General features: G+C 50.2%; 14 protein-coding genes. 12 read left to right on the top strand and 2 right to left on the bottom strand.

The annotated features are described in order from the left end of the window. Nucleotides 1–4 precede the first annotated feature (4 nt). Nucleotides 5–1,342: an adenylosuccinate lyase gene (purB, locus tag ACTJJS_RS27025; RefSeq protein ID WP_168874135.1), complete on the bottom strand. Its 1,338-nt coding sequence runs from the start codon at nucleotides 1,340–1,342 to the stop codon at nucleotides 5–7. A gap of 141 nt (nucleotides 1,343–1,483) precedes the next feature. Between purB and ACTJJS_RS27020 the strand changes: the two genes are divergently transcribed. Together ACTJJS_RS27020 and ACTJJS_RS27015 are read left to right on the top strand one after the other, a co-directional pair. Then, nucleotides 1,484–2,233, top strand: coding sequence for a menaquinone biosynthetic enzyme MqnA/MqnD family protein (locus tag ACTJJS_RS27020; RefSeq protein WP_440666523.1), 750 nt, complete (start codon nucleotides 1,484–1,486; stop codon nucleotides 2,231–2,233). Nucleotides 2,234–2,358: 125 nt separating this feature from the next. After that, a complete protein-coding gene (locus ACTJJS_RS27015) occupies nucleotides 2,359–3,018 on the top strand; it encodes an NADPH-dependent F420 reductase (RefSeq protein ID WP_440666521.1) in 660 nt (219 codons plus the stop codon). Nucleotides 3,019–3,095: 77 nt separating this feature from the next. Here the strand turns inward: ACTJJS_RS27015 and ACTJJS_RS27010 are convergent, their stop codons facing one another. Then, nucleotides 3,096–4,745, bottom strand: a complete 1,650-nt coding sequence (locus ACTJJS_RS27010) for a M1 family metallopeptidase (RefSeq protein ID WP_440666519.1) — start codon at nucleotides 4,743–4,745, stop codon at nucleotides 3,096–3,098. A gap of 45 nt (nucleotides 4,746–4,790) precedes the next feature. Here ACTJJS_RS27010 and ACTJJS_RS27005 point away from each other — a divergent pair, with 45 nt between their 5' ends. From ACTJJS_RS27005 to ACTJJS_RS26960, 10 genes are all read left to right on the top strand, one after another. Continuing rightward, nucleotides 4,791–6,434, top strand: coding sequence for an ABC transporter substrate-binding protein (locus tag ACTJJS_RS27005; RefSeq protein ID WP_440666517.1), 1,644 nt, complete (start codon nucleotides 4,791–4,793; stop codon nucleotides 6,432–6,434). 102 nt (nucleotides 6,435–6,536) lie between these two features. Then, entirely contained in the window at nucleotides 6,537–7,310 is a 774-nt protein-coding gene (locus ACTJJS_RS27000; protein ID WP_168874130.1) for an acyl-CoA desaturase, read from the top strand. Nucleotides 7,311–7,450: 140 nt separating this feature from the next. Then, the gene (locus ACTJJS_RS26995; protein ID WP_211092764.1) at nucleotides 7,451–8,338 is read left to right on the top strand and encodes a decaprenyl-phosphate phosphoribosyltransferase; all 888 of its coding nucleotides are present in this window, start codon (nucleotides 7,451–7,453) and stop codon (nucleotides 8,336–8,338) included. Beyond that, nucleotides 8,338–9,669, top strand: a complete 1,332-nt coding sequence (locus tag ACTJJS_RS26990) for an FAD-binding protein (protein ID WP_440666515.1) — start codon at nucleotides 8,338–8,340, stop codon at nucleotides 9,667–9,669. The genes ACTJJS_RS26995 and ACTJJS_RS26990 overlap by 1 nt, the downstream gene beginning before the upstream one ends. Before the next feature lie 26 nt (nucleotides 9,670–9,695). Further along, entirely contained in the window at nucleotides 9,696–10,427 is a 732-nt protein-coding gene (locus ACTJJS_RS26985) for an SDR family oxidoreductase (protein ID WP_440666513.1), read from the top strand. Further along, nucleotides 10,424–11,017, top strand: coding sequence for an HAD family hydrolase (locus tag ACTJJS_RS26980; RefSeq protein WP_440666512.1), 594 nt, complete (start codon nucleotides 10,424–10,426; stop codon nucleotides 11,015–11,017). Before ACTJJS_RS26985 ends, ACTJJS_RS26980 begins: the two co-directional genes overlap by 4 nt. A 30-nt stretch (nucleotides 11,018–11,047) precedes the next feature. Beyond that, a complete protein-coding gene (locus ACTJJS_RS26975) occupies nucleotides 11,048–12,739 on the top strand; it encodes a hypothetical protein (protein ID WP_440666510.1) in 1,692 nt (563 codons plus the stop codon). A 100-nt stretch (nucleotides 12,740–12,839) separates the two neighbouring features. Next, nucleotides 12,840–15,203, top strand: coding sequence for an ABC transporter permease (locus ACTJJS_RS26970; protein ID WP_440666508.1), 2,364 nt, complete (start codon nucleotides 12,840–12,842; stop codon nucleotides 15,201–15,203). 67 nt (nucleotides 15,204–15,270) lie between these two features. Further along, the gene (locus ACTJJS_RS26965; protein WP_440666506.1) at nucleotides 15,271–15,567 is read left to right on the top strand and encodes a DUF2695 domain-containing protein; all 297 of its coding nucleotides are present in this window, start codon (nucleotides 15,271–15,273) and stop codon (nucleotides 15,565–15,567) included. Between the two features lie 45 nt (nucleotides 15,568–15,612). Beyond that, entirely contained in the window at nucleotides 15,613–16,215 is a 603-nt protein-coding gene (locus ACTJJS_RS26960) for a short chain dehydrogenase (protein WP_440666504.1), read from the top strand. Nucleotides 16,216–16,627 lie beyond the last annotated feature (412 nt).

Here is a 16,627-nt window from a genome sequence, read left to right as displayed (position 1 = left end):
TATTTTACCACAGGCCGGTATAGTTATGCGGCGTAATGGCTTTCAGTTCCTTCTTCAGCGCAGCGCTGATTTTCAGGCCATCAATGAATTTATGCATGCTCTTCTGGGTGATGTGCTCTCCGCCACGGGTCAGCTCTTTCAGCGCTTCGTACGGTTGCGGGTAGTTCTCACGGCGTAACACGGTCTGGATAGCTTCCGCTACTACTGCCCAGTTGTTTTCCAGGTCTTCCTTCAGTTTTGCCTCGTTGAGGATCAGTTTATCCAGGCCTTTCTGAATAGACTTGGTGGCGAGCAGTGTATGACCGAAGGGCACGCCCACATTACGGAGCACAGTAGAATCGGTCAGATCGCGCTGCAGACGGGAAATCGGCAGTTTGGCGCTCAGGTGTTCAAACACGGCGTTAGCAATACCAAGGTTGCCTTCTGCATTTTCAAAGTCGATCGGGTTTACTTTATGCGGCATCGCGGAAGAACCAACTTCATTCTTTTTGATCTTCTGTTTAAAGTAATCCATGGAGATGTAAGTCCACACGTCGCGGCAGAAGTCGATCAGGATATTGTTCACCCGTTTGAGGGCATCAAACTGGGCGGCGATGTTATCGTAGTGTTCAATCTGGGTGGTGTACTTCATCCTTTGGAGGCCGAGGGTGTTGTTCACGAACTTCTCACCGAACTTCTCCCAGTTGATTTTAGGGAAAGCCACGTTGTGGGCGTTGAAGTTACCGGTAGCACCGCCAAACTTGGCAGCGAAAGGAATTTCACCCAGCAGTTTAATCTGTCCTTCAAGGCGTTCTACAAACACCAGTATTTCCTTGCCCAGGATGGTAGGAGATGCCGGTTGACCGTGGGTACGCGCCAGCATAGGCACTTTCATCCAGGATTCTCCAAGCTTTTTAAGTGCCAGGACCAGGTTGGCCAGGGTAGGCATGTACACGTGTTCTACGGCGTCTTTCCATAACAGGGGGGTAGCCGTGTTGTTCACGTCCTGGGAGGTGAGGCCAAAATGTACCCATTCCAGCTTGTCTTCCAGGCCGAGGTTCTTCAGCTCATTTTTCAGGAAGTACTCCACTGCCTTCACGTCGTGGTTGGTAATTTTTTCGGTGTCTTTGATCAGCTGCGCGTTCTCAATCGTAAACTCCTGGTAGATTTTGCGCAGGGCAGGAACTTTGGCCTTGGGCAAGGTAAACAGCTTCTGGTCGGCCAGCGCAATAAAATATTCCACCTCTACCATCACACGGTAACGGATCAACGCAAATTCGGAAAAATAGCCCGCAAGTTCGTCCAGTTGCTTGCGATAGCGCCCATCCAGCGGGGAAATGGCAGTTAATGGTTGTAGTTGCATAATATATATGTATTCCAGTTTTTACAAAAAAAGCCTGCAGGAAAAACAAGTCCTTCTTTACCACCTGTTTTCAGGGGGGATGCAGGATTTGAACTTGTTATCCGGGATTTAGTTACTTTTGCAGCTTCAAAATTACTGAAATTGGAACGGAAAGTAAAAGTTGCGGCTGTAAGTTATTTGAATACGAAGCCTTTGTTATACGGATTCAGGAATCATCCGGTAATGGAACAGATGGAATTGTCAGTGGATTATCCTGCTAAAATCGCCCAGCAGCTGATAGACGGAGAGGTAGATGTGGCCCTGGTGCCGGTGGCTATTATCCCAAAACTGAAAGAACATCATATTATAGCAGACTATGGTATTGGCGCGGAAGGCCCGGTGGCATCCGTATGCCTGTACAGCGATGTGCCCCTGAACGAAATCAAACGGATTTACCTGGACTACCAGAGCCGTACTTCCGTTGCCCTGCTGAAAATACTGGTCAAAGAATACTGGAAACTGAATGTGGAGCTGGTACCTACCACCGGCGACTATGAAGATAAAATCAAAGGCACAGACGCTGGTCTTGTTATCGGCGACCGTGCCCTGGCACAACGGAAAGTGTCTCCCTTCATCTTCGATCTTGCGGAGCACTGGATGCGCTTTACCAGCCTGCCTTTCCTCTTCGCGGCCTGGATCAGCAACAAACAACTGCCGGAGACATTTATCCAGCAGTTCAATGATGCCACCAGCATCGGCATTAAAAACATACCCGCCGTGGTAGCGGAAAACCCGTACGATCTGTACGATCTCACCACCTACTACGTACACAACCTCAGTTATCCCATCACACCGGCCAAGCGCCAGGGCATGCAGAAGTTCCTGACCTACATCAGGGATCTGGGCATTTAGTCATTTTTTATTTGATTATTTAAAAGGCAGTGAAGATCCCGTATGATCTCCACTGCCTTTTAAATAATCAAATGGCTAAATAAAAAAATGGCTAAATTCATAGTTCAACAAACGCGCCCGCGGTCATGAGAATCGGTATCCTTGGTAGTGGTCCTGTTGGACTGACGCTAGGCAAAGGCCTTATTCAAACCGGCCATCATATTACGATTGGAACCCGTAACCCCGCCAGGGAAGGGTTGCAGCAATGGGCCAAACAACAGGGGCAGCAGGCTGCCGTTGGTACTTTCCGCCAGGCCTCCGAATTCGGGGAGCTGATCATTATCTGCACCAGTTGGGTAGGCACCAAAAAAGCCATCGAAGCCGCCGGCATCTGGAACTTCAAAGGAAAGACAGTGGTGGATGTGACCAACCCGGTAGATGACAAAGGCCCGGATGAGAAAGGCCGCCTTAACCTGCTCATAGGACATACCAACTCCGCCGGCGAACAGATCCAGGCCTGGCTGCCGCCGGACGCTAAAGTGGTCAAAGCCCTCAGTTGCATCGGATACAAACATATGCTCGCACCCAACTTCGAGGAAGGTTCTCCTACTATGTTTATCGCCGGCAATAATCCCGAAGCCAAACAAACAGTGATAGATCTCCTGAATGAATTCGGCTGGAACGATGTGGCTGATGTAGGCAGCATAGAGATGAGCCGCAGCATAGAACCACTGGCTGTTTTATGGACGGCCTATGGTTATTTAAACAACAGCAGCGGACATGCATTTAAATTGCTGAAGAAATAGCCTGCACATCAAACAATAAAATAAAAGCGGGTAGCATTGTATGCTACCCGCTTTTATTTATATGAAGACCACCTGCATTACTTGTTATCAGTAGCCTCTTTTCTTTTTATGTTGATGTAAAACCCTTTGTCCACCTCGAACTTATTTGGGTCGGGCAGGCTGATACTGGCTGTACGCCAGGTGGTGGCAGGATAGATCAGTTTAAATCCGTTTTCGTTCAGCTTCACCCGCACAGGCATATTAAAATCCTTTATGCAATTCACCCAGCGGTATTGTACCTGCTGTCCAATGATGCGATACTCCAAAGTAGGAATAACGGTGTCCCGCAGATACTGGTCAAACACGCGGCCGAGGTCCATGCCCGCGGCATTGCTCATATACCGTTCTATGTCCTGCGTGGTCACGGTCTGATGATAGAAGGTTTTGTTCATGCCACGCAGCATCTGGCGGAAAGCCTCGTCGTTGTTCATGATCAGCCGGATGTTGTTGATCATGTTGGCGCCTTTATAGTACATATCGCCGCTGCCTTCTGTATTTACGCCGTATGGCCCGATGATAGGGACATCATTTTTAATATTATGGCGGATGCCGGCCACGTATTCCTCACCGGCCTTAAGTCCGTACTGGCATTGTGTGAACAGCGTTTCGGAGTAGTTGGTGAAAGATTCATGTATCCACATGTCCGCAATGTCTTTGCTGGTGATGCTGTTGCCAAACCATTCATGGCCGCTCTCATGGATAATGAGGAAGTCCCATTTGAGGCCCCAGCCGGTGCCTGATAAGTCACGGCCCATATAACCCATCTTGAATTTATTGCCATAGGCTACGGCACTCTGGTGTTCCATGCCAAGGAACGGCGATTCCACCAGTTTATAGGAATCTTTATAGAAAGGGTATTTGCCAAACCAGTACTCAAAGCATTTGAGCATGGGCTTTACTATTTTGAAATGTTCTGTCGCTTTGTCCACGTTATAGTCCAGCACCCAGTAGCTGAGGTCCAGTTTGCCGCCTTCCCCGGAGTAACTGTCTTTTATTTCAGCGTAATGGCCTACGTTGAGTGCCACATCATAGTTGTTGATGGGATTGCTGACGTACCAGGTATAAGTGGCGGTACCGTCGGGGTTGTCTGTCTTTTTCTTCAGCCGTCCGTTGGACACGTCCGTCATCTCAGCGGGCACGGTCACATTGATCGTCATGTTCTCCGGCTCATCGCTCTGATGGTCTTTATTGGGCCACCATGCGCTGGCGCCGAAATGCTGTACTGCGGTAGACACCCATGGGCGTTGTTTTTCATCCCGCGCCCATATCACGCCGCCATCCCAGGGGGCATTTTTTGCCTTATGCGGCTTGCCGTTATAGAATACCGTGATGCGTTTGGTTTTGTCTTTAGCCTGCGGCGCCTTTATTTTCACCAGCCAGGCATTGCCTTCGCGGGTAAAGGTCAGCGATTGTTTGTCCTGTAGCACACTGTCGATCACCATGGGCTCCTGCAGGTCTATCTGCATGATGGAGTCGGGTTTAAGCACCTTATAGGTGATGGTGTTGAATCCGCTGAAGGTGCTGTCTTCCAGGTGTACCTGTACATGGAGATCATAGGAGGTCACGTCCCACCAGGCTCTTTCTTTGGTGATAGAACCCCGCAGGGTGTCTGCTTTGGTGAAGTGCTGCTGGGCGCTGAGGGAGCCCGCCGTCAGCAGGGCCATACATAATATGGTGATGCCACGCATAATTAATGATATATTTTATGCGGAAAGATATTAATTTACCGGCAAATGAAAAGTAGTTATTGTCAGGTGGTTATATCCGTTCTTTGCCTTGGAGGACTGTGCAGCTTGCTGCTCGGTTCCTGTGGACATACGGAAAGCCATGATCAGCAGGTATTTCGATATAACCAGACAGAAGGGATCAGCAGCCTGGACCCGGCCTTTGCCAAAAGTCAGGCCGTTATCTGGGCGGTAAGCCAGTTGTATAATACACTGGTGGCGCCGGACACCAACCTGACCATTCAGCCTTCCCTGGCCCGGCAATGGCAGGTGTCCGCCGATCACCGCACGTATACTTTCGAACTGCGGACAGACGTCTATTTTCATGACAACGATATTTTCCCTGGAGGGAAAGGGCGGCGTATGACAGCGCAGGACGTGGCCTACAGCCTGCAACGGATCATCGACCCTGCCACTGCTTCCCCGGGCGCCTGGATATTCAACGGCCGTATTGCGGCGGACAGCGGCTTCCGCGCACTGAACGATTCCACCTTTCAGCTGACGCTGGTAAGACCTTTCCATCCTATACTGGGCATCCTGAGCATGCAGTACTGTTCGATAGTGCCGCATGAAGCCGTGGAGAAATATGGGAAAGACTTCCGTAATCATCCCTGTGGCACAGGGCCGTTTAAGTTCTTCTTCTGGGACGAAGGCCAGGGACTGGTCTTCCATCGCAACCCGAACTATTTTGAGCGCGACGCCCAGGGGAGGCGGTTGCCTTACCTCGACGCTGTGCAGATCAGCTTTTTGGATAGTAAAGCATCGGAGTTCCTGATGTTCCGTCAGGGACAGCTGGACTTTATTAATGACATCGATGCTTCCTTTAAAGACGAAATCCTCAGCAAACAGGGCGCACTGAAGCAGGAGTGGAGAGATAAAATGGTGCTGGACAAAAAGCCTTTCCTGAATACCGAATACCTGGGCTTCCTGGCAGACAGTAACAACGCCCTGGTGAAAAATGCACCTACGCGGATAAAGAAGATACGGCAGGCCATCAACTACGGGTTCGACCGTACGAAGATGATCACCTACCTGCGCAACGGAAAAGGTACGCCCGCATCGTCGGGTTTTGTGCCGGCGGGACTGCCGTCGTTTGATACTGCAAAAGTAAAAGGATATACCTACGACCCCGGAAAGGCGCGACAGTTGTTGGCAGAGGCCGGGTTCCCCGGCGGAAAAGGTCTGCCGGTCATTAAGCTGCTGTCTATTCCTATCTATGCCGACATGGCGGATTATGTAGCCAACCAGTTGCAGGAAATTGGTGTCCGAATACAGGTGGAGGTGGTGCAGAAAAGCCTGCTGCTGGAGCAAACGGCCAAGTCACAGGCGCTCTTTTTCCGCGGCAGCTGGATAGCCGATTATCCCGACGCAGAGAGTTACCTGGCCATGTTCTACAGCCGTAATCCCGCGCCGCCCAATTACACCCGCTACGCTAATCCGGCTTTTGACAAGTTATATGAACAGGCGCTGGAGGAAAACAATGACAGCCTGCGGTATGAACTGTACCAGCAGATGGACCGTCAGATCATTGCCGACGCGCCGGTGGTGCCGCTGTTCTACGACCAGGTGGTGCGGCTGGTCCAGCCTCATGTGACCGGTCTTTATAATAACGGGATGAACCTGTTGGAACTCAGGTATGTTCGTAAGAAATAGTTTTTTAACATTTCATTAGCTATACGAATTTGTAAAAAGGCGTGAAAGCCCGGTATTTAAGTATACCTTTGGAGATTATTTGTCAAATTTTAAAGTATTCTAATGACGGCGATCCTGATATTCTTCTGTGTGCACTGGTTCTTGTCACTGTTCTTCCACACGTTTTATCTGCACCGTTATGCATCTCATCAGATGTATACCACCAATAAATTCTGGGAACGTTTCTTTTATTTCTGTACATGGTTTTTCCAGGGGTCTTCCTATCTCATCCCGCGTGCTTACGGGGTGATGCACCGGATGCACCACGAATACAGCGATACTGAACACGATCCGCATTCTCCGCATTTCTTTAAGGACGTGTGGACCATGATGGTGCAGACCCGTAAGATCTACAATGGCTTCGTAACCCGTACCAACACAGTTGACGCTAAATTTATGGAGGAGCCACTTCCGGAATGGGAAGCAATGGACAGGTTTGGTGACAGCAATATCACCCGCATAGCCTGGATGGCTATTTATGTTGCTTTCTACGTGGCTTTTGTGCCTGCCGGCATGTGGTATCTTTACCTGTTGCTGCCGATCCACTTCCTGATGGGCCCTGTACAGGGAGCTATCGTGAACTGGTGTGGCCACAAATACGGTTACAGCAACTTTGATAACGGCGACAAGTCTAAAAACACTTCTCCCTGGGGCATCATCCTGCTGGGCGAACTGTTCCAGAATAATCACCACAAATTCAAAGACAGTCCTAACTTTGCCAAAAAATGGTACGAACTGGACCCAAGCTACCAGGTAATGAAACTGCTGAACGTAGTAGGCATCATTAAACTCAAACCGGCGCTGGTAACACCGGCCCGCATGAAAAAAGCGGCTTAATCAACACCGTACAATCAATCTGTTACAATAGAAAAATGTCTCACCGCAAGGGTGGGACATTTTTTTTTATGTTCGGGAAGACGATGGGTAAAAGAATAAAATTGTAATTTGGCGCGTCAACTTTACCCTGATTCCCCATCATGAAGTACATCAAATTACTCCGGCCTGCACACTGGGCAAAGAATGTCTTCCTGTTCATCCCGCTGTTTTTCGCCGGAGAAATCTTCAATGTGGCCAAGATGCTGGACCTGCTGCTTGCTTTTATCGCCTTTAGTATTACCGCCAGCAGCATTTATATCATCAATGACTATCAGGATATTGAGGCCGACCGGAAACACCCGGTGAAGTGTAAGCGGCCGCTGGCGTCGGGAGAAATATCAAAGCCGGCAGGACTTGCCATGTTCCTGTTGTGCGTGGCCCTTGGTGGCGGTCTGGCGTGGTTAGTAAGCTCCAAGTTCGCTTTTGTAGTGGGAATTTACTTTGTGATGAACTTGTTATATAGTTTCGGGTTGAAACACATCTCTATTCTGGACATTATCATTCTGGCCATCGGTTTTGTACTAAGGGTAAAGGCCGGGGGCATCGCCGGAGGCATCGCTATCTCTGAATGGCTGATGGTCATGATTTTCCTGCTGGCGCTGTTCATGGCTATTGCCAAACGCCGTGATGATGTGCTGATCCGCCTGGAGTCGGGACAGGAAATGCGCAAAGCAGCCAAAGGTTATAATCCCGATTTCCTCAATGTGATGCTTTCGCTGGTTTCCGCGGTGATCATCGTCTGTTACCTGATGTACACCATGGCGCCTGAAACACAGGTGCGGTTTCATACCTACCGCCTCTATTACACGACGCTTTTTGTAATTGGCGGATTATTACGATATTTGCAAATAACCTACGTGGAGAACAACACTGGTTCTCCCACCAAGATCCTATATAAAGACCGTTTTATTCAATTAACCATACTCCTGTGGGTGCTGAGTTTTTATGTGCTGATTTATTGGCCCACTAATAAAGTTTTTTTTGAATAATGCAGAAGCGGTTAGCTAACTGGGGTAATTACCCCGCTATTACATCTGAAGAAAGTGCGTATACGCAGGAAGAGCAGCTACGGTCGTTCGTAGTGGCCAATCATGGGTTTATTGCCCGTGGCAATGGCCGTTGTTACGGAGATGCCTCCCTGGGAAGGCACAGCCTGTCGATGCTCCGGTACGACAAGGTCCTCTCTTTCGATACCACTGCCGGTGTGCTGGAGACCCAGGCAGGTGTTACACTTGACCAGATACTGGACATCATTGTCCCCAAAGGATGGTTCCTGCCGGTAACGCCAGGGACCAAGTTCATTACGGTAGGCGGTGCGGTAGCGTCCGACGTGCATGGCAAAAACCATCACGTGGAAGGCGCGTTCTCCGGCCACATTACTGAAATGGACGTGATCATCGGCGACGGCACTACGGTCACCTGTTCACCTGACCGGCATACTGACCTGTACTGGGCTACCTGCGGCGGGATGGGACTTACCGGAGTGATCACCCGTGTAAAATTCGGCCTGAAAAAAATAGAGACGGCCTACATCAAACAAAAACAAATCAAAGCCCGTAACCTCGAAGAGGTGATTCGGCTGTTTGACGAGTATAAACATTATACCTATTCCATGGCATGGATTGACTGCCTGCAAAAGGGGGATTCCTTTGGGCGCAGCATCCTGATCGTGGGAGAACACGCTACCAAAGCGGAACTGAACGGGAAACAGGCGCAGGCTCCGTTGCAACTGCCATCTAAACCACGGCTGACCGTACCGTTTAACCTGCCTTCTTTCATCCTGAACACATTTACCGTTAAGGCCTTCAACTGGTTGTACTACGGCAAGAACTTCAAAAAGGAGATCAACAACGTGGTGCCTTATGAACCGTTCTTCTATCCGCTGGACGCCATCCTGCACTGGAACCGCGGTTACGGTAAGGCAGGCTTCATACAATATCAGTTTGTATTGTCACTGGAACAGAAGGATGGACTGATTGCGATCCTGCGGCGTATCAGTGAAAAAGGATGGGGATCTTTTCTCGCTGTACTGAAAGTCTTTGGCCGGCAGGACTCCCTGATCTCTTTCCCGATGGAAGGTTATACGTTGGCACTGGATTTCCCGGTACGGAAAGGGCTTTTCGAATTTCTCGATGAGCTGGACGAAATAGTGTTGCAGTACGGCGGCCGTTTGTACCTGTCCAAAGATGCCCGTATGAAACAGGACGTGTTCTGGAAAAGTTACCCCAACGCGGAACGTTTTGCAGAGATCGTGAAGGCATACAACCCTGGTAAACGGTTTGAATCACTGCAATCAGAAAGATTATTGCTGACAAAATAGTTCCCCTTATTAACCAAACACCTTCAATGCCCACAGTACTTCTTTTAGGCGCAGGCTCGGACATGGCTGTGGCCATAGCGCGCCGGTTTGCTGCCGCTCAATATGATATACAACTGGCTGGCCGTCAGGCTGCAGCCCTGCAACCTTTGCAGCAGGACCTTCAGATAAGGTACGGCATTACCGCTACCGTGCATCCTTTCGATGCCACTGCTTACGATACGCATACCGATTTTTTTGCCACCCTGTCCGTAACACCGGACATTACCGTATGTGCCTTCGGTTACCTGGGAGACCAGGAGAGGGCGGAACACGACTGGCAGGAGGCATCCCGCATCCTGCACGCCAATTTCACCGGTGCTGTGTCTGTACTAAATGTGATCGCCAATGTTTACGAAGCAAAGAAAGCCGGCATGATCGTCGGCATCAGTTCCGTGGCAGGCGAAAGGGGAAGGCAAAGCAATTATATATATGGTAGTGCGAAGGCCGGTTTTACCGCCTACCTCAGCGGATTGCGCAACCGCCTTTTTCGTAGTGGCGTTCACGTAATGAGCGTGCAGCCGGGGTTCGTCAATACCCGGATGACCCAGCATCTGACCCTGCCGCCGTTACTGACGGCGCAACCGGAACAGGTGGCCCGGGTGGTGTTCAGAGCGGTGCAACGGAAGAAAAATGTATTGTTCGTAAAATGGCCATGGAGATATATCATGCTGATTATTAAGTTGATACCTGAGCCCATCTTTAAAAAATTAAAACTGTGACGGGCATCGCCTTTTTCGATTTCGACGGCACCATCACCCATAAGGACACGATGTGGGAGATCATCCGTTTCCAGAAGGGAAGTGCTGCCCTGTACCGGGGTATCGCCCGGCTGGCACCCGGACTGGTCCGTTTTAAACTGGGCAGGCAAACAGCACAGGAAAGCAAGGAGCAGGTGCTGCGCCATTTTTTCGGCGGGATGCCGGAAGAGCAGTTTACCGAAAACTGCCGGCGTTTTTGCAGGGAACGGCTGCCGTTGTTGGTACGTGAGCCTGCGCTGGCAGCTATCCGTAAGCATCAACAGGAGGGCCGTCAGGTGGTAGTGGTAACCGCTTCTGCCCATAATTGGGTAGAACCCTGGTGCGTGGCACAGGGCATCGACTGTATTGCCAGTACCCTGGAAGTGCAGGACGGGCGGATCACAGGGCGGCTCTCCGGCATGAATTGCAATGGTGAGGAGAAAGTAGTGCGTATACAGCAGCGGTTTAACCTGCACGACTATACGGATATCTACGCTTACGGCGACACCAGCGGCGACCGGCCTATGCTGGCGCTGGCACAATACCCAACCTACAAACCTTTCAGAAAATAAAGGATAATATATCCTTATAACAGATACAGTATGTCTAATTCGTTTCCCAATGCCCGCAGATGGGCGGTTATAGAAATCATGGTCATCGTGCTGCTGGCATTGGTACCATTGTTTACTACCTTTCCCTATCGCGTGAACATCTTCCTGTCATGGGAAGGGGCTTACAGGCTGTCTTCCGGGCAGGTTCCCTTTAAAGACTATGGCAGCCCGCTGGGCTATGGTTTCTGGATCATCCCTGCACTGTTCTTTAAAATCTTCGGTCCGCAAATGATCACACTTGTGAAGGCACAGGTGTTCATCAATATTATAGCCGGGCTTTCCTTCCGGTCTATCCTCAAAAGCCTGAACGTGACGCCCGGCGTGCGGCTGCTGTCGGTACTGGTGTTCGTGATGTCTTATTCCTTCTTTAACTTCTGGCCGTGGTACAATCATACCGTAATTGTGTACGAACTGGTGGGCCTTAGTTTCCTGATGCGTTCCTTTTTTGCGGAAGGCAACGGGCGCCGGTACCTGCTGATGACGCTGGCGGCTTTGTTTATCTTCTTATCGCTCTTCACCAAACAGGATGGTGGCGGGATGGCGCTGATGCTGTGCCTGGCGCTGTTGGCCTACAATTCATTGGAAACCCGCCGCTGGCTGGACCTACCGGTGTTCCTCGGGCTGTTCGCGGTGATTGCCGTGGCTTTCATCGTTCCCCTGATGCCGGGATTCGCTTACTGGTTTAATCACGGACAGGCGCCGCACAGCTCACGGTTAGCCCTAAACGATTTTACAGACGAGATCATGGGCGGTTCCAATTGGATCAAGATCTATGTGTTGCTGGTAGCGCTTTGCCTGGCTGCGGGCGTAAAACAATGGGGCAGCTGGATACACGAACGCCGGGAGGTACTGTTTGCGCTGCTGACGCTGGGTATCTTAGGCGAAGCGGCCATTTTCCAGGTCACCAGCTACACGCCGCCGGACAACAACATTTTCTTCCATAGTTTTGCTTTCGCCTTCATTGCCAGCTGGTTATGCCGCTTGCTGTCAATACCCCTCAACTCGGGCAGGTCTTTAATTGCGGCTACCGCACTGATTTTGTTCTGGTGGTCCGGTACCTGGTGGAAATACATTGGCCGATACACAGACAGGTTGTTCCCCGTGAAGGAAGTGGCTTATGCACCCAATGACAGTACCCATGAAAATGTGGTGTCCCGCCGGAACTTTATGGTCAATACCGACACCACGGATGTACCGGTGTCTGAGTGGACTTTCTCCAGGCTGCCGGTATTTCGCAGGATTTATATGCCGCAGCAGACAGTGGCCGGTATTGATCGCGTACTGGCGTTACCGGTAGTACAGCAGAAAAAAGAAGGTATCCGGGTATTGAATATGACAGAGCTGACGCCCCTGGCGGAAGCCATGCCTTTCAAACTGGAAACCGGGCAGGACTATCCACTGTGGTACCACCTTGGCGTGGGCATGTTTAACCGCCAGCTGTCGGCGTTTAAGGGGAAAATACGGGGTCGTCATTATGATCTTGTCCTCTACGAGTATGCGCCAACGTTAAACAACTTCTTCCCGTTTGCCTTAAGAAGTGAACTGCGGCAGCATTATCAGCTGGTAGACTCTTTCCTGGCGCCACGCCGGCCTACCAATGCGATGATCGAAGTGTATGTGGCAGCAGGCGCGCAACGTCCGTATACGGACGCGCTGCTTCCCAAAGCGGACACTTTAAAATAGTATGATATGTTTTATGGATTGTATTAAATGGATATAGAAAGCGGCACCTTCCTTGGTGCCGCTTTTATTTTATCTTTTCGCTATCCGTAACCATCTCACCATGTTTATCAACTACCTGACAGTAGCCTGGCGTAACCTGTTGAAACACCGGCTTTTTACCCTGCTTAATTTAGCCGGTTTGTCTACCGGCCTCGCCTGTACGTTATTAATTTGTCTCTGGATAACAGATGAGTGGCGCATGGACCGCTTTCATGAAAACGGCCCGCGGCTGTACACTGTCATGGAAAGCAAACCCCACGCAAAGGGATTGTTGACAACGATGGAATCGCCTGCACAGCTGGCAGATGTGTTGAAACAGGAAATGCCGGAAGTGGAGGCGTCGGTGGTCAGTACCCCCCGGGGCTGGTTCCCGGGCTTTACCGTGACGGCAGCGGGCAAGCACCTGAAAAGCGAAGGGCTTTTTGCAGGTAAAGACTTCTTTGACATCTTCAGTTATCCTATGCTCATGGGAGATAAAAAGCAGGTGTTGGTTGATAATAATGGTATAGTGATCTCTGAAAGCATGGCCCTGCGTTTATTCGGTACCGTTAATAATATAACAGGTCGCCAGCTGGACTGGCAGATTGACGTGTTCAAAAGGCCGGCCGTGGTGGCGGGCGTCTTTAAAGACGTGCCGGGTGTCTCTTCTTTACAGTTCGATTTTATTCTTCCCTTCAGTGCTTTTAAATCGTTGATGCGTATTGGTGACAATCTGGAACCCGGAGGGCCGTTTGTCACCTGGTTACTGTTGAAGAAAGGTACAGCGGTACCCGCCTTCAACGCCAAACTGACCCGCTTCATGCAGGACCGCACCGGTAATAAAGCGCGTACTTCCTTCGTGGCGCCTTATGCCGACAACTATCTGTATGGCACTTACGAAAACGGGCATCAGGCAGGCGGCAGGATTACCTATGTGAAACTGTTTGGCCTGATAGGATTATTTATTGTTTTTATTGCAACGGTCAATTTCATGAACCTTGCTACTGCCCGGGCGAATATCCGGATGAAGGAGGTGGGCGTACGCAAAACGCTGGGTGCCAGCCGTTGGGCGCTGATGAAACAGTTTCTGGGTGAGTCACTGTTGCTATCGGTACTGTCATTGTTGCTGGCCATACTGATGGTATGGCTGTTACTGGGCCCTTTCAACCTCATTACCGGAAAGCAACTGCAACTGGAGTTCAGCTGGTCGCTGGCAGCGTTATTTACCGGTATTACCTTATTTACAGGACTGCTGGCCGGCAGTTATCCTGCCTTTTTCCTGTCGGCGTTTAAGCCGGTGCTGGTATTGAAAGGGAAAATGGTGAACAGCGTCAGTGGGCTATGGGCCAGGAAGGGACTGGTGGTTTTCCAGTTCAGCCTTTCTGTGGTATTGATTGTGGCAGTAATGGTGGTGGAGCATCAGCTGACGTATATCCGGGACCGTAATCTTGGTTACCAGAAAGACCATGTGGTATATTTTAATGCAGAAGGAAAAGTGCCGGAGCATATGGATGCCTTTCTGGCGGCTGTCCGGGAAATACCCGGCGTAGTGACGGCCTCCAGTATGGTGGGCCATGTATTTGGGGAAGCCAGTCAGCCAATAAACTGGGAAAGGCAGGGCCGTACAGAGAATATCCTCTTTAGACCGTTCCAGACGGGAGAAGGGATGCTGGAGACGCTGGGTATCCAACTGAAAGAAGGGACAGGCTTTTCCGGTAACTATGCCGCAGACACCTCCCGCATTATTTTCAATGAGGCAGCCATAGCCGCCATGGGACTGGAACAACCAGTGGGTAAAACCATCCTGTTTGGAAACGCCAGGCGCGAGATCGTGGGCGTAGTTAAAGATTTTAATTTCCAATCGTTGCATAGCCGTGTACAGCCGCTTTTTTTCATCATAGAGCCAAGGGGTGGCACCGTTATGCTGAAGATCAGTGCAGGAATGGAGCAGGACGTGCTGAAGCGGCTGGATGGTTTTTACCGTGCCTATAACCCGGGGTATGTGTTGGAAAGCCATTTCCTGGATGAAGACTATCAGGCGCTGTACACTGCTGAAAAGCGGGTAGGCACACTGGCAGGTTACGCCGCAGCACTTGCCATCGTAATATCCTGCCTGGGTGTTTTCGGTCTCGCAGCGTTTACCGCCGAAACCCGCCGGCGTGAAATAGGCATCCGCAAAGTGCTGGGAGCAAAGACCGCTCAACTTACCTTGTTGCTGTCAAAGGATTTGTTACGGGCCGTAAGTCTGGCTATTGGTATCGGGCTACCGCTTGCCTGGTTGATGATGCATCGCTGGCTCGACCAGTTTGCCTATCGATCGCATTTTGGCTGGGAGATATTAGCCATGGCAGGGGGAGCTACTTTTGTAGTGACTTTCCTCACCGTAGGCGTGCAAACTGTCCGCGCCTCCCTGCGCAATCCGGTGGATGCCCTGAAAGCGGAGTAACACCATCAGCATGCAGGACGTTGATATTTTGTACTTTACAGCCGGAAACCTAAAGTAGCTTATCAAGATGCCATCAAAAGCAGAAAAAGAACGGCGGAAGCAACTTCTGGCCCCCTTGCAGCAACAGGCAGCGGCAGCATTTGAAGAGAGCCTGCCGATGCCACGTGAACAATTTCAGCAACTGTTCGACTACCTGGACGAAGCGCTGGGAAGGTATGGTTGTGACCATTCTCCCCGGCTGACATTACGTTGTCTGGAAGCAGCCGGAATGGAGGAGCCAGAACCTGTTTTGATCTGGCTGCGGAAACATGGCGGTCATTGTGACTGTGAGATACTGGCCAATGTAGAGGACTTATTCGAATAGCGGATTATTATCTCCCGCATAATCAAACATAAAATTATTTAATGTATGAAAATCCTGATGATCGGTACTACCGGAGCCATTGGCATGAAAGTAAGGGAAGCATTGTTGGAAAGGCATGAAGTCATAGCAGCGGGCCGCAGTAGCGGGGATGTACGTGTAGACATTACTGATGAGGCTTCTATTGACCAGCTGTATAAAACAGTGGGTAATATTGATGCAGTCGTGGTCACGGCCGGATCTTCCGGCATGGAAAGTTTTCAGCGGCTACAGGCGGCGGATGTAATGGAGGCTATCCATTCCAAGTTAATGGGCCAGGTAAATGTGGTCTTAAAGGGGCAGCATTATCTGAACAACAATGGCTCTTTTACGCTGACGTCCGGGATACTGGCAGACGAGGCCGCCCGCGATACGGTGGCCGGGGCTATCGTAAGCGGCGCTGTAAACAGCTTTGTGATGGCTGCTGCTACCGAATTGCAGCGGGGCATTCGTATCAATGCTGTTAGTCCCGGGCTTGCAGAAGACTCAGCAGGGGCCATTGGGCATTTGTTCCCCGGGTTTAATCCGGTGCCGATGCAGCGCTTGGTGAATGCCTACCTGAGAAGTATCGAAGGGGTGGTGACCGGACAGGTACTTCGGGTCCATGAGTAGTAAATGGCCGCCAAAAACGGTGTACAGTTTAAACCAAAATACAGCTGGCTGTTTTCTTTTTTGTCGTTTGGCTGCGACAAATGTCGTCCATAAAAAGTGGCTCGTTTCCTGGCGAACCGGTCATTATGACACTTCTTAATATATCTCTAAAGCATCTCAGACCGCGTCAGAAAGTTCTCACAAGGTTATATTTATTATATGTAAATAGTATTTGTATATTTGATAATATAAAATTATTTTGTATTCGTAAATTTATACAGATAGTTCGTTTTTTTAGTGTAATATTGCCCCCGCCCGTTATTCCTGGAGGCAGGAGATGAGCAGCTCAAAAAATTCGACTTTCCTTTAGCGATATCTGCCTTAAAATACTATTATACTTACCAGGGAAGAGCCACCAAAAGTGGCTCTTCTT

The organism is Chitinophaga sp. 22308, assembly GCF_052045305.1.
In the GTDB taxonomy this organism is placed as follows: domain Bacteria; phylum Bacteroidota; class Bacteroidia; order Chitinophagales; family Chitinophagaceae; genus Chitinophaga; species Chitinophaga varians_A.
The sequence above is the reverse complement of the archived record's forward strand: the minus strand, read 5'-3'. Positions and strand labels throughout refer to the sequence as shown.

Bases quoted from the DNA above. Each gene is read 5' to 3' on its own strand.
- purB (WP_168874135.1), bottom strand. From the start codon at position 1,342: ATGCAACTACAACCATTAACTGCCATTTCCCCGCTGGATGGGCGCTAT.
- ACTJJS_RS27015 (WP_440666521.1), top strand. From the start codon at position 2,359: ATGAGAATCGGTATCCTTGGTAGTGGTCCTGTTGGACTGACGCTAGGC.
- ACTJJS_RS26975 (WP_440666510.1), top strand. From the start codon at position 11,048: ATGTCTAATTCGTTTCCCAATGCCCGCAGATGGGCGGTTATAGAAATC.
- ACTJJS_RS26985 (WP_440666513.1), top strand. From the start codon at position 9,696: ATGCCCACAGTACTTCTTTTAGGCGCAGGCTCGGACATGGCTGTGGCC.
- ACTJJS_RS26970 (WP_440666508.1), top strand. From the start codon at position 12,840: ATGTTTATCAACTACCTGACAGTAGCCTGGCGTAACCTGTTGAAACAC.
- ACTJJS_RS26960 (WP_440666504.1), top strand. From the start codon at position 15,613: ATGAAAATCCTGATGATCGGTACTACCGGAGCCATTGGCATGAAAGTA.
- ACTJJS_RS27010 (WP_440666519.1), bottom strand. From the start codon at position 4,745: ATGCGTGGCATCACCATATTATGTATGGCCCTGCTGACGGCGGGCTCC.
- ACTJJS_RS27005 (WP_440666517.1), top strand. From the start codon at position 4,791: ATGAAAAGTAGTTATTGTCAGGTGGTTATATCCGTTCTTTGCCTTGGA.
- ACTJJS_RS26990 (WP_440666515.1), top strand. From the start codon at position 8,338: ATGCAGAAGCGGTTAGCTAACTGGGGTAATTACCCCGCTATTACATCT.
- ACTJJS_RS26965 (WP_440666506.1), top strand. From the start codon at position 15,271: ATGCCATCAAAAGCAGAAAAAGAACGGCGGAAGCAACTTCTGGCCCCC.
- ACTJJS_RS26995 (WP_211092764.1), top strand. From the start codon at position 7,451: ATGAAGTACATCAAATTACTCCGGCCTGCACACTGGGCAAAGAATGTC.
- ACTJJS_RS27000 (WP_168874130.1), top strand. From the start codon at position 6,537: ATGACGGCGATCCTGATATTCTTCTGTGTGCACTGGTTCTTGTCACTG.